Here is a 12,868-nt window from a genome sequence, read left to right on the forward strand (position 1 = left end):
AATCAGCCTGCTTGCGGGCGCTTGCCGGTCCCAACGTCACCTTCTCGGGCTACCTGCCCCGGAAAGACTATGTGGACACCCTGGCGCGGGCGAAGGCGATGGTGTTTGCGGGCTGCGAGGATTTCGGCATAGCGCTGGCCGAGGCACAGGCCTGCGGGACGCCGCTGGTCGCCTTCGGTCGCGGCGGCGCCGTCGACATCGTACAGCGGCTAGGATCATCCTCCGAGCCGACAGGAGTGCTGTTCAAGGCTCAAACGGTCGATCACCTCAAGCAGGCAGTGGAACGGTTCGAAGAGAATAGCCATGCCATTGCGCCGCACGCTTGCGCCAGAAATGCAGGACGTTTTTCAGAAGAGAACTTCGACCGCGCGATCCTGGAATCGCTAGACGCCGTCCAGGCACTTCACGAGATCATGTGAATTCGGGAGCCCTGACGATCTTCGTTTCCGTATCGACGCCGTCTGCGGCCGCCATCGCCTGGAGATAACGCAGGCCCGTCGCCCTCCAGCTGTATTCCGCGGCTCTCGCCTTTCCCTTGCCCATCATCTGAGCGCGCAGGGCCTGAGAAGTGCGAAGCTGCACGAAACTGTCGAACCATGCGTCCTGGTCGTCTGGGGATGCAAACAGCGCTGCATTGCCGCAGACTTCAGGCAGGCTGGCGCGGTCTGAAACCACGACAGGACAGCCGACGGCCATCGCCTCGAGGGCTGGGAGACCGAAGCCCTCCGTGAGCGAGGGGAAAGCCAGGCATAGCGAGTCCCCGAGGAGGGCCGCCAACTCGCCATCCGAAATGCGGCCGAGCCAGTGGATGTTTCGCGCTTCGGTCCTGGCGGATCCTGACCTAAAGACGCGCGAATCCGACATGCCGACAATCGCGATTCTGAGTCCGGCTTCGCCAAGACGATCAGCCATGTTCAGGAGGAGATCCAGATTCTTGTGAGGTGCGGCACTGCCGATCAGGACAACGGTTTCCCGCGAGGCCGCCAGCCGCGTCTGTGCTGAGTGTTCAGGCTCCCACCGCAAGGCATGCTCATGGCCGTTCGGCGCCACGAAAGCCCGCTCTGCCGGGATGACGTCGCGGCGAACCAGTTCATCCAAGGAGTAGTTGGAAACGGTCGAAATACCGCACGCCGTCTTGCCGAGGGCGGGCAACAGATTCCTGTAAAGAAGTCTAAAGGCAAATGAATAGCTCTGCGGGGCATTCCAGACGTTTGCATCATGGACGCAGACGATATGCTTGCGGGAAAGCAGCGGCCCTGTGTTGCAGAGGCTGAGCAGTCCGCTGCCATCCAGGGATGAGGGGAGCTGCACCTGTTCCCAGGCATGCCCGTTCATGCCGCCGATCTCCCGACGCTCGATGCAAGCCAGGGGGAAGTCTCCGGACCCTGGAGGGTGGAGCAGTGCAAGCTCGAGGCCGCGGGTCAGCGGGTTCTGCTCGGCCAACAAGGTGTCGAGAGCGCGCACGACCTCGCGCGCGTAACGCTGAACGCCTGTTGTCGGCTGCGAAAGAAACCGCCCATTGATCGTCCAACGTCGCGCCATGTCGTCCACCCCTTGGAACTTTCAGTGTGGAACCGTCAAGACGCCAGGTCACCATGGCCATCGGGTCATTCGGCTAAGTGGCAATCATCCGGATTGGCGACGTCGGACAGCGTACCTACCTCGAACGTTTAAGGGCCTTGGTGTTCCTGGGAATGCTAGTCTGCCTAGGGTGCCGGAAGGTCGGGGAAGCTGGACATGGCCAAGCTCGGGTTCGATACGAGGGAGTCGCCGCAACCAAGATCGGCCTGGCCGGCGAACAGACACCGTGCCGACACGCCCCTGGCCAGATCCGCTGTCGCCGGCGCCGACTTCCTGATCGGCCATCCCGCTGCGGTGTGCGCGGACCGGGAAGCGCCGAGACGGCGCTGGACGATAAATGGAGACTTCACGACGCTTCGGCCAACCGGTGTGGCCCGTTACGCCCGCGAGGTCACCTTGGCTCTCGACGCCCTCATTTCAGAAGGGCATCCGCTCGGTCGCGACCTGGAGATTGATCTCGTGGTGCCGCGTCCGCTTTCGGAACCTTTGCGCCTCGATGCCATCCCCGTCCGGGTCGTTCCTGAATTCAGCAGGCCGCGACTGCCGCAATTTTGGGTGCAGGCGCAGTTGCCCTGGCATGTGCCTGGAGGATTGCTGAGCTTCTGCAATCTCGCTCCCGTCGCGCTGAGGCGCCAGATCGCGTGTATCCATGACATGCACACAAGGCTCATGCCGTCGAGCTACGCGCGAGGATTCCGCTGGGCGCACCGCTTGATCCTGCCGGCACTTGGCAGGCAGGCCGCCCGCATCACGACCGTCTCGCAACTCTCACGCAGCCATCTGATCAAGTTCGGAATCGCGCCAGAAGAAAACATCGTCGTCACCTACAACGGCAGCGACCATGCGAACCGGTGGGATGCGGCGAGATCAACTCTGGCCGTCGACCGGAGCAGGCCGTATGTCCTCTGCTTGGGGAGGCGGGACCAGGAATATAAGAACATGGGGCTTCTCGCCAGGCTGGCCCCACACCTCGACGCGATGGGTCTTGACCTGTGGATGCCAGGCGATGTCGACGAGGCCACGCTCCTGAGGTACATCCCGCAAATGCCCGGAAACATCGTCCTTCCTGGCCGCATAGGGGACGACGACTTCAAGAAGGCGCTCGAAGGCGCCCTGTGCTTCCTGTTCCCGTCACGGATCGAGGGCTTCGGGCTGCCGGCGGTCGAGGCGATGGCTTCGGGCTGCCCGGTCGTGGCCTCGACCTCGCCATGTCTTCCCGAAATCTGCGGGGATTCGGCCCTTTATGCCGATCCCGACGACGTCCAGTCATGGGCCGAAGCCATCCGCCTGTTGATGCTAGCCCCAGACTTGCGGCAGCGTTTGGTTACCAAGGGGAACGCCAGGGCGAGCAGTTATTCCTGGCGGTGGATAGCGTGGAAATACCTCGAACTCATGATTCAGGTCGACGCCGATTTCGGGGAGTTCGGCGATTGACCGGCGGCCAGTCTTCGGATTGACCTCCAGGAGAGCACGATGGACGAGAACGACTTGCGAGCATTGGTGGCAGCCGCTCATCGCGCGCGCCGGCCTCGCCGGGTAACCACCGATCCTGGCCGCAGACCGAAACCCGTGCCGACCATTTCGATCTGCATCCCGACTTACAACCGCTCGTCCATGCTGGCGGAATTGTTAGACAGCATCATCGCCCAAGCTTTGGAGGACGAGATCGAGGTCGTGGTCAGCGATGATGCTTCACCGGACAATACGGTCGCCGTGGCCGAAGGCTATAAGGGTCGCATCAAGCACTACACCTTGCTTTCCCAGCCGAAGAACTTGGGAGTGGACGGCAATTTCCTGGCGGTCGTGGAGGCGGCGAAGGGCGATTACATCTGGCTGATGGGCGACGACGACCATCTGGAACCGGGCGGGCTAGCACGGGTGCTGGAAGCGATCCGGCGTTGGCCCGGCGTAACCGGTCTAACGCTAGGCGTGATCGACTATGACGTGACGATGACGCGCCGGACCGGCATCCGTCGGATCCCGCCTACACAACTGATCGCCGATGCCGGTACGCTGTTCGCGACGATGGGTGATCTGCTGGGCTTCATGTCCGCCCTGGTGATAGACCGTGCCAAATGGAATGAGATCGCATCCGAGCCTAATGTCTCGGAATTCAAGAATTACTACGTCCAAGTTTATATCATCGGCCGTGTTGTCGAACGGTTTGGAAAATGGGGCGTGGTCCAAGAACCTTGTGTCGGCTATCGGTCGGGCAACGACCAGTTCAATATCAAGTTCGGATGGCTGGATCGCCTGAAGATCGACGTTGCCGCCTATGATCAGATTGCTTTCGCGTTGTTCGCGGACACACCCGCTGTGTGCGAAGCGTTTCGCCGCCGGATATTTGATACGCACGTGATGGCGCGGTTGAACAACGCTAAAACTGCGGGGGGACGGACCATCGCGGTGAGCGCAGCGATCAGGTACCTGTACGGCCGTTACCATGGAATGCCGCACTATTGGACCCGCGCAGTGCCGACGCTCCTTGCGCCGCAATGGATCCTGCGGAACGCACGGTCCGCCTACAAGCGGCTGTCGCCCAACTCGGGCGCGTTCCGAGCGCGTGAAATGTCCAACTGATAGATAGCGGCAGCGGGGGGTGCTACCAGATTGAGGATCGCGTCAATGGGCGCAAAGGATGAAGATCGTGCAGAAGAACGGACAGGCCACCGCGAGGCCGACCTCGTAACAGAACGGTTGAGGGCTGATCGCCGATGCATTGGACCATATGACTCAAGGGGATGCTGGGGTCCCTGGGGTGGGGCGATCTTCTCAACAATAGGCACGGTCAGCTTCGGACTGATAACCCGGGTGAACGCGGAATACCATCCGGCCGCCCGGACTGCTGGGGCAAGGAGGTTCTGGCACAATCCTCAGCTTTTGAGGCTCATATCCGCCTACGCCATCGGCTACATCCACATGTCCGGAGTGGTGAGCGCCGCCCATATTGAGCCGGGTGTCTTGGACATTTTCCGTTTCGGGACGGATCTGTTCATGGTTCTGGCCGGTTTTCTTACCGCGCATGTGCTTGGGAACAATGGCAGGTCGGCCGGCGCCTATTTGCGAACGAGGCTCATTCGAATCGTGCCCTTGTATTGGGGCGTCACGATTCTCGCATTTCTTGTCGAGAACTACGCGATGAAAAGCCATCAGAGGACCTTGTCCGAGCTTTTCATGTCGCTCGCCTTCGTCCCCTTCGGACCCTACCCCATCTTGTATCCGACGTGGACCTTGCTGGTAATCGTCGAATTCAGCCTGATCATCGCAGCTTTCCAACTCGTCAGCGTGAAATATGGGATCCTCTATTCCGCCGCCTTCGCGGTTCTTCTTGCGGTCGCGGGCGAGACATCAAGCATTGAGAACCCCATTTTCGTATTTTACACCAATCCGATCCTGATCGATTTCGCTTTCGGCATCGTCATCTTCAAGCTTTCCAACTCCGGGCTGTTCCCTTTCAAACTGCCGCGGAGCGGGGCCGTTACCCTCGCGGCGGCGGCAGTCGCCTTCGGAGCCTTAGCAGCAGTCTTGCGTCCTTTCTGTTGGCCGGCGCTGCCCCGTCTCCTCGCGCTCGGCATGCCGATGTCGGTCCTGTTGCTGGGGGTTGTCGCTCTGGAGCAGCTCGGTGTCTTCAGCGACTCCAAGCTCTTGAACTTTCTCGCCAAATGCACTTATGCGATCTACTTGACCCACTGGTTCGTGGCTATCGTATCCGAGAAGCTCGTTGCCGAAAGCGGAGATTCGGCGCGGCTCGCCTCGGTGCTGTTGTTCGTGACGCCCATGGCCGTCACCTGCGTTTCGGTGCTGGTTTATCTTTTTGCTGAAGTGCCGCTGACCCGATATCTCTCCGGCCGCTTCACAGGCAGCTGAATGAGACGGAGAGGCTGGCGATGAGGTTGCACCTGCCCCTACGCCTTTGGTCGATTGTCATCCCCTAGCCTTTTAGACGGCATGACCTTCCAGCCGATTTGTTGGAGGATGGGCCTGGAAACCAAGTCTTTGTCCTCGATCGTGGCGTGGTGCCTGTGCTGGCCCACATCAGGTCGCTCCGATAACCGAGGCGACCAATCAGGTAAGGGGAGCCTGTGCTGATGCCCAGCATCAATGTAGTCATACCCTGCTACAACGCTGATCGGTTCCTCGCGCAATGTATACGCAGTGTGCTTTCGCAAGGCATCGACGATCTCCGGATTGTTGTTATCGATAACGCGTCAACAGACGACAGCGTGGAAGTGGCACGCCGACTTGCCGCCCAAGACAGCCGGGTTGAAGTCGTGTGCCACGCCAGGAATGTAGGGCCAATTGCGTCCTTCAACGAAGGCGTCGAGCTTGCGCGAGGAGACTACTTCATCCTTTTGTGCGCCGACGATCTCCTGACAGACGGCTCGCTCCAACGCGCCGTTGATGTCCTCGAAAGCAATCCTGGGGCTGCTTTCGCCATAGGGTCTGATCTCAGCATGATCGAGGGGAAGGATTTTGCCGAACCAAGTCAACCAGATGGATGGCGCGTAACGGCGGGTGCCCGGTTCATTGAAGACTGTTGTCGTCATCTGGGCCATCTGGGAGTGTCCCTGGCCTTGGGAGCGGTGCTGGTCAGGATGACTGCGCAAAAGGCGGTGGGTCACTACCGTGCGTCACTCGCGCACGCGCCCGATTTGGAGATGGTGCTTCGCCTCGCGCGGTTGGGTTCAATCGTGGAATTCGAGGGCGCGCTCGGTATCCGACGCGTGCACGCAGCACAAATAACGGTGGTCCACTTTTCGGACAAATTAACGCAATTGAAAGAACGAGAGGCGGTATTCGCCAGCTTCTTCTCGTGCGAAGGCGCTGCCATGCCGGCGGCATCGGGGCTTCGTCGCATGGCAATGCGCCGGGTTGCCGATGCCGCTTATTGGTCGGCAGTCTCTCATATTGTCCGAGGAAGGACCGCTTGTGGCGTCGAATTGCTTAGATATAGCTTTTCGCTGTCTCCGATATTGAGGCTGTTTCCGCCGCTGGGCCATCTTTATCGAACGAAGGGCGCCGTCAGACGGGCCTTGGCAGTGGTTTCCGGTCGGTCGGGCTCGTCCACCCGCCAAGTGGAGCATGCGGATACAGCATAGTGCTGATCAAATCCTGTCGAGTGCCACTTTAGAGAGGCGCCCGCCTCCCTACACCATTTGTGATGACAAGCTGCTATCAGCCACCTGGCCTGCCTTGCGGAGCCAAGACAGGAACGGGCCATAGCACACATCGCAGGAAAAGAGGCTGGCGAATACATGCGCGGTACCCTCGGATTTCTGACGCCGAAGTTCCACATTGCTCAACAGCGCGATGACCGCCTGTGCAAAGTCTGCACCACCATTGGCCACGATCGCTCCCTCATCAAGTTGGTGGGGGTCACCTGCGTCCACACCTATCGAGGTCGTCACGAGGGGGCGGCCGTAAGACATGGCCTCGGCCACCTTTATCTTGACGCCGGCGCTGCCGGAAACGAGCGGGGCCACGACAAGCTGGGCGCGCCTATATTCGGGAGCGAGGTCCGGGAGCGCTCCCACACACTCCAGGCCGGCCGCCGGCGTAACCTCACATGTGAAGGCGGCGGTTCCGACGATGCGAACCCTTGCCGTGGGGCATGAGGTTCGAACAGTTGGCCAGACCTCCTTCAGGAACCACGACAGTGCGGCACGATTTGGCTCTGTGGCATTCCCGACGAAGAGAACGATGGGCTCATTGCTGTCGGGTTGCTTTTCGTGATTGTCGAAGCCCATGCCAAGAGAGATCACGCGTGTCACCCCGAGATGGTTGCGGGCGTAGGAGGCGTCATCCTTGCTGTTGAAACCGACACACTCTGCCGCCTTCAGCGAGTTTGACAATCTCTTTTCCTCAGTCCAATTCTTGTCCGGGCCGGGGGTTGCGCCGGCCTCCCAGCGCGCTGCCCCGTTGCGGTGCTGAAGATGGCCAACAAGTGAGAAAACCCTGTGACCGTTGCAGGAGAGGCAAGGAGCGAAATGCACGGCATCGTGGAACAGTATGACGGCGTCCGGCCGTCCAGCTTCGATACGGTCAAGCACCCACTGAGTCTCTCCCTTGGAAAAGTTCTGGTCCGTCATTGGGGAAACAGGTGCGGTCTTCCGTCCAAGGAACGATCCGGCCAGATGCCCGGACCGAAGCAACTCCGTGGATAGAAATGTTCTCTGGCCCAATCTGATACTTCGACGAACCTGCCACGAAGAAAACTGCTCTATTTCATATACGCTCCTACAGACTGGACTCCTTCGGCCGCGCGCTATGTTGGATACATACCCGTGTACCTCGTGGCCGGACTTCAGGAGATATCGCCCGAACGCCTGGATATAGGCGCCGTCTCCGCCGAAGAACGCGTCGTACGGATAGCTATGGACGATTGCTATACTGGCCATTTGCCCTCCAAATAGCTTCTCTCTCGGGCCTTCGCCGGTCGAAGTCGCGGGCTGCGTCAAGCGCCGGCCCGCGCCTCGCCTCGAAAGCCCAGCAGCACATCCTGAAACAGCTTGAGCTGCCCCAAGACGAACAGCAAGACGAATGCATAGATACTGATCAGAACCAGCCCGCCAGCCGCGAGCCGCAGAAGCGAAGGAACCTCCGGGCCGAGATAGCGCTGCACTGCCAGCGCACCCACCGAGGCCACGATGCCGGCCATCCATGGCCTCATGATCGTCCGCAACAGATCCCCGACTGAAACCGGCGTTCCGTGCAGGCTCCACACCAGGTGTGGATAGAGCCAGAGCACCAGCGCCGTCGAGTAGCTCAGTGCAACGCCCTCGGGGCCGAAGGAGATTCCTGCGCAGTAGGAAGTGATGACGAGAGGGGCGATGGCGAAAGCCAGATACAGGCTGCGCTTCTGCTTGCCGGTCGAGATGAGCAGCCAATATGTAGGGTTGATGATCCCGAACACCAAGATGGTAGGCGTGAGCAGCCGGAAGATGGTCGCCGCCCCCGTCCATTGCGAGCCCAGCACCACGGTGATGATCTCATGTGCGAACAGGAACGAGAACATTGTGATGGGAACCGTCACCGCGATGACGATCGAATATCCCTTGAGGTAGAAGTTCCGCAACCGCGCGGGATCATGCTGCATTCGTGACAACGCCGAGAACAGTACCGCACCGACGGCGCTGTTGATGGTCGCCGTAGGGATGCCAATCAGCTGGAAGGCCCGGGTATACAATCCGAGCGACGCAGCGCCCCAGAGCCGCCCGAGAAGGACTTTCTCCACATTGTAGCCAATATAGACAACGAGGTTGTTCAGCGTGACGATTCCACCGAAATGCAAGAGCGAGCGAATATTGGCGCCGCGTCGAGGCCATCCAGGAATCCACCCGGTGGCGATCCAGCAGCCCAGGCTGTTGATTGCCGGCGAGATAAGTGTCGGGGCGATCAGTGCCCAGTAGCCGTAGCCACGCAACGCGAGCAGCACACCGGACAGGATGCCCACGCACAGGGCACCCGTTTCGATCGCGCTGAGTGTGACATAACGCAAGTCGCGCTCGATCAGAGCGGCATGTTGCACGCCGGCCGCGTTAAGCAGGAAAGCTGGAGCGACCGCGATGGCGATCCTGAGTAGACGCGGCTCATGGTAGAAGGCTGATATCGTGTAGGCACTCGCGGCGCAGAGCAGCGCGAGAAAGACCCCTACCAGTATGTTGATCCAGAACAGTGCCGAAACCTGGTCAAACGAAATCTCATGCTTTTGGATGGTAGCGGAGGAAAGCCCGGCGGTGGTGAAGACGTCGAAAATGCCTGTGAGTGCCACCACCATCGCGACCAGGCCGAAATCGTCAGGGCTGAGCAGGCGTGCCAGGATGGCAATATAGCCCACCCTGAGAATCAGGTTCACCCCCTGGCTCACCATCCTGGCGACGCCACTTTGAATGGCTTCCCTTTTAAGGTTGCGGGGTTCGCCTTTGGCACTGAGGGCCTTGTGGGTCATGTATCACTGGCTGCATACGCGCTTGTTTCCGTTTGAGCTGCCGTAGCATGCCCCATGTGAGCGATTGCCTCGCCAGGCACCCGTTCCAGCCAAATTTCTCGCCACCAGGGATAGACGGCTCTTGGGCACTGCATCCGGCAATCGCTATATCTCGAATTGCACCAGACTTTTTCCAGGATGACCGCCGGTCCCCTGAGCCGGTTGAGAAGTCCGGTCTTTTCATTGACAAACGCTGTTACTCGCGACCGGACCCTGAAAGTATGGTCGCAATAGGGGACCATCTCGGCGTCGAAATACAGGCCACGGTTCTTATTATCCGTGTCTAGGGTCTTGAGGATTTCTTCATAGGACTTAACCCTGATCAGCTCCCCCGGTTGGAGATCAAGCTTGATGGTTGGAACCGGCTGGCCGGCAGGTATCGATCCCCGATATCGTGGGAATGAAACGCCACCGTAAATGTGCTGCACCTTGTCATACAGCCAGCTGACAATCACGGAGAGCCTCCCGAGATGCAGACGGCCCATGTAGTGATAGATACTGAATACTGCTGCATAGATGAATCCGACCAGGAGACGCTTTTTGCTGGCATTTCCCGATGCATAGTCTTCCACATACTGCCGGGCATCCCACCAAGAAAGTGGGGTGGTCGCATCCAGAAGTTCTGTGGCTTGGCATGAGTATCTCGGACCACCTGAAAGTGGCTGGCTCTTGGCGCGCGTACCAGCCAGCACGTCGCTTTCCGTGCAACCTTTTCCATTCGCCGCGTTGGTTCGCGGCGCGATTGCCTCGTCCGAGGACGCCACAGGCCTGAGCCATGCCTCTTTCCAGAAGACCAGGCACGCTGCCTGACAACCTCCAAACGCGTTGCCGTCGCACCTCAGATTTTCAAGATGGATGCCTCCGGATAACTTGCGTCCGCCAGCAAAATTGATCGTGTCACATGTCTTGTGCGCGCGCTTGTAAACACGAAAGCGGTGACCACAATATTGAAACATCTGTGGCATGAAAGGAAGCTCCTCAAGTCGACCATTTCTGTCGAGCGTAAGAAGGATTTCTTCCTTGGACCGAATCTCTACCCAGTCGCCGACCCTCAGTGACATGCAGCACTCCCGTCCACAGCGCGCTCCGCAACCAATGTCATTTGCCTAGTGCCGTACCATAGCATCCCTGGAATCCGACAGCCGTCCCCGAATTAGCGGTAGCTACCTTCCACTTTTGACGGAGTGGAGCCATGGCTGTCACATCACTACGATCCTTCTCTCGGACCCGAACGGTCTCCGAGGCATTTGGGCGGGCTGGTAAGGGTTAGGTGCGGTCGGGTGGAGGCCAGTCCAAATAGGCTGTGCCATGACCACCGTCTAAAGGGGTAACGAGAGCCCGCGCTCAACCGTATGGGCAAATTGCGCGAAATGTGTGCAGTCCCCACTATCCCGGATCTCGAAATCGGGCAGGGAGGCTTGTTGCCGTGTCGTTTCGTCTCGCAATCGTTGCAGCCTGCCTGCTGGCAACAGCCGCGCCTGCATCAGCCGATTTCCTCTGGGGCATCAATGGCCATCCAATAGTCTCCTATCCGGGCATTCCGGTGGAAAGGCAACTCGACTTCATCAAGGATCTCGGCCTGAAATCGTACCGCGTCAACGTTTCAGGCGTGGACAACGCGGATATGCTCTCCAACCTCGTCGACGCCGGGAAGGCGAGAGGGATCGAGATCCTGCCCGTCATCACGCCTGCGGTCGCCGATCTGGACAAGGATAGTCCGGAAGAGCTCTACGCGAGCACCCGGAAACTGGCGGTCACCCTTGCTACCAGGTTCAAGAACGACATCCGTGTTTGGGAACTCGGCAACGAGATGGAAAACTATGCCATCATCAAGCCCTGTGAGAAACGCGACGATGGTTCGCAATATCCATGTGCATGGGGACCTGCGGGCGGAACAGGACCGCTCGATTACTACGGCCCGCGATGGGTAAAGGTGAGCGCTGTCTTGAAGGGCCTGTCCGACGGCATGACAGAGGTCGATCCGAGCATAAGGAAGGCGATGGGCACCGCCGGTTGGGGCCACACCGGAGCGTTCGTGCGGATGAAGCAGGACGGGATCGCCTGGGATATTTCTGTGTGGCACATGTACGGCGATGACCCGGAATGGGCGTTCCGTGAAATCTCGAGATACGGCAAGCCGATCTGGGTCACCGAATTCAACAATCCTTATGGAAGTCAGCGCAGCGAGCGCCAGCAGGCTGACGGCATCAAGCAGACGATGACGCGGCTCAGCGAACTCAAGGACAAATATAAGGTGGAGGCCGCGCACATCTACGAACTGCTCGATGAGGCCTACTGGGCCCCCGGCTTCGAAGCCAATATGGGATTGGTGAGGCTCGTGGCTCTCTCAGATGGCAAATGGCGGACCGGCGAGCCTAAGCCTGCCTACAAAACGGTACGGGACTTCACCCGCGGCCCCCTGCCGATACCCAAGCCCCATCGGGACTGCGACCCCGAGGCCGCGGCTGCGGACCAGTCCCTACCGGCGCGGCAGGCAAGTTTCGTCTACTGCCTCATTCTTGGCCGCAAGGGCGACACGGCCAGCGTCAATCAGTGGTCGGCGGCACTTGAAGACGGAGCGACCAAACTCCCCGACATGATCATGGAAATGATGCGCTCGCACGAATTCGAAACCAGATATGCCACGATCGGCCTGACAGACCGCGCCTATGTCGGGTTTCTATATCTGTTGCTTCTGAACCGGTCCGCGGACGGCAACGGGCTTGAAACCTATACCTATCAACTGCGTCAAGGCTCAATGACGCGTGAGGCCGTGGCCTTCGGAATCGCCACGTCGGCGGAGTTCAACACCGGACACGCCGCGATGCGCGAAACATCCGCGGTCGCGGGGCCTGGGTGAAATCGAACCAACAAGCGCTAATTGAGTCTCGGATCGGGAATGCTGATGACGAGGCCGATGGAAGCATCAGCGACGGTGATCAGAAGAAAATCCTCCGAAAGGATTAGGCTCGGACCACCCGAAAGGTGCACTGGCGGCAAAGGCTTCGTCCAACAGGGCATCCTGATCGCCTATTGGCGTTCTCCCTCACTGTTTTCAGCCCAAGTAGCCTTCTGGCGATCACTATCGGCTTGAGAGGTGCGCGATGAAAGTCATGGTAACCGGCCATCAAGGCTATATCGGCTCGGTGATGGTGCCGATGCTGTTGCGTGCAGGGCACTCAGTGACGGGCTATGACAGCGATCTCTACCGGCGCTGCACCTTTACAGCAGGGGGCCAGCGGGCTTCAATTGCTTCAATCCAAAAAGACGTCAGGGACGTAGATGCGCGCGACCTCGAAG

The 12,868-nt window shown here is 59.4% G+C and carries 11 protein-coding genes; 7 read left to right on the plus strand and 4 right to left on the minus strand.

Annotation, left to right across the window (positions count from 1 at the left end):
• The coding region (locus EN991_RS07215) for a glycosyltransferase (protein ID WP_127368461.1) at positions 1 to 419 on the plus strand (419 nt) is incomplete at its 5' end.
• Here EN991_RS07215 and EN991_RS07220 read toward each other — a convergent pair.
• Positions 412 to 1,542 carry a glycosyltransferase family 1 protein gene (locus tag EN991_RS07220; protein WP_024505415.1) on the minus strand — a complete coding sequence of 377 codons (1,131 nt, stop codon included), beginning with the start codon at positions 1,540 to 1,542 and terminating at the stop codon, positions 412 to 414. The genes EN991_RS07215 and EN991_RS07220 overlap by 8 nt on opposite strands.
• A gap of 195 nt (positions 1,543 to 1,737) precedes the next feature.
• Between EN991_RS07220 and EN991_RS07225 the strand changes: the two genes are divergently transcribed.
• The 4 genes from EN991_RS07225 to EN991_RS07240 all read left to right on the plus strand — a co-directional run bounded on the left by EN991_RS07225 (position 1,738) and on the right by EN991_RS07240 (position 6,680).
• A complete protein-coding gene (locus EN991_RS07225) occupies positions 1,738 to 3,015 on the plus strand; it encodes a glycosyltransferase family 1 protein (protein WP_024505414.1) in 1,278 nt (425 codons plus the stop codon).
• Between the two features lie 39 nt (positions 3,016 to 3,054).
• Entirely contained in the window at positions 3,055 to 4,161 is a 1,107-nt protein-coding gene (locus tag EN991_RS07230; RefSeq protein WP_206519171.1) for a glycosyltransferase family 2 protein, read from the plus strand.
• A 231-nt stretch (positions 4,162 to 4,392) separates the two neighbouring features.
• Complete coding sequence (locus EN991_RS07235; RefSeq protein ID WP_164766168.1) at positions 4,393 to 5,448, plus strand: acyltransferase; 1,056 nt, start codon at positions 4,393 to 4,395, stop codon at positions 5,446 to 5,448.
• Positions 5,449 to 5,669: 221 nt separating this feature from the next.
• Complete coding sequence (locus EN991_RS07240; RefSeq protein ID WP_024505411.1) at positions 5,670 to 6,680, plus strand: glycosyltransferase family A protein; 1,011 nt, start codon at positions 5,670 to 5,672, stop codon at positions 6,678 to 6,680.
• 48 nt (positions 6,681 to 6,728) lie between these two features.
• Here the strand turns inward: EN991_RS07240 and EN991_RS07245 are convergent, their stop codons facing one another.
• The 3 genes from EN991_RS07245 to EN991_RS07255 all read right to left on the minus strand — a co-directional run bounded on the left by EN991_RS07245 (position 6,729) and on the right by EN991_RS07255 (position 10,629).
• Positions 6,729 to 7,631, minus strand: a complete 903-nt coding sequence (locus EN991_RS07245) for a glycosyltransferase family 4 protein (RefSeq protein ID WP_164766169.1) — start codon at positions 7,629 to 7,631, stop codon at positions 6,729 to 6,731.
• A gap of 404 nt (positions 7,632 to 8,035) precedes the next feature.
• A complete protein-coding gene (locus tag EN991_RS07250) occupies positions 8,036 to 9,529 on the minus strand; it encodes a lipopolysaccharide biosynthesis protein (RefSeq protein WP_024505409.1) in 1,494 nt (497 codons plus the stop codon).
• Complete coding sequence (locus EN991_RS07255) at positions 9,526 to 10,629, minus strand: hypothetical protein (protein ID WP_024505408.1); 1,104 nt, start codon at positions 10,627 to 10,629, stop codon at positions 9,526 to 9,528. The genes EN991_RS07250 and EN991_RS07255 overlap by 4 nt, the downstream gene beginning before the upstream one ends.
• Before the next feature lie 482 nt (positions 10,630 to 11,111).
• Between EN991_RS07255 and EN991_RS07260 the strand changes: the two genes are divergently transcribed.
• Both EN991_RS07260 and EN991_RS07265 read left to right on the plus strand, forming a co-directional pair.
• Entirely contained in the window at positions 11,112 to 12,428 is a 1,317-nt protein-coding gene (locus tag EN991_RS07260; protein ID WP_245460914.1) for a DUF4214 domain-containing protein, read from the plus strand.
• A gap of 244 nt (positions 12,429 to 12,672) precedes the next feature.
• Positions 12,673 to 12,868 (plus strand): NAD-dependent epimerase/dehydratase family protein (locus tag EN991_RS07265; protein WP_164768900.1); only part of this gene is annotated, 196 nt, incomplete at its 3' end.

It is taken from the genome of Mesorhizobium sp. M7A.F.Ca.US.005.03.2.1 (assembly GCF_003997795.1).
In the GTDB taxonomy this organism is placed as follows: domain Bacteria; phylum Pseudomonadota; class Alphaproteobacteria; order Rhizobiales; family Rhizobiaceae; genus Mesorhizobium; species Mesorhizobium ciceri.

Coding starts and splice junctions, on each gene's coding strand:
- EN991_RS07220 (WP_024505415.1), bottom strand. CDS start 1,542: ATGGCGCGACGTTGGACGATCAATGGGCGGTTTCTTTCGCAGCCGACA.
- EN991_RS07225 (WP_024505414.1), top strand. CDS start 1,738: ATGGCCAAGCTCGGGTTCGATACGAGGGAGTCGCCGCAACCAAGATCG.
- EN991_RS07230 (WP_206519171.1), top strand. CDS start 3,055: ATGGACGAGAACGACTTGCGAGCATTGGTGGCAGCCGCTCATCGCGCG.
- EN991_RS07240 (WP_024505411.1), top strand. CDS start 5,670: ATGCCCAGCATCAATGTAGTCATACCCTGCTACAACGCTGATCGGTTC.
- EN991_RS07250 (WP_024505409.1), bottom strand. CDS start 9,529: ATGACCCACAAGGCCCTCAGTGCCAAAGGCGAACCCCGCAACCTTAAA.
- EN991_RS07255 (WP_024505408.1), bottom strand. CDS start 10,629: ATGTCACTGAGGGTCGGCGACTGGGTAGAGATTCGGTCCAAGGAAGAA.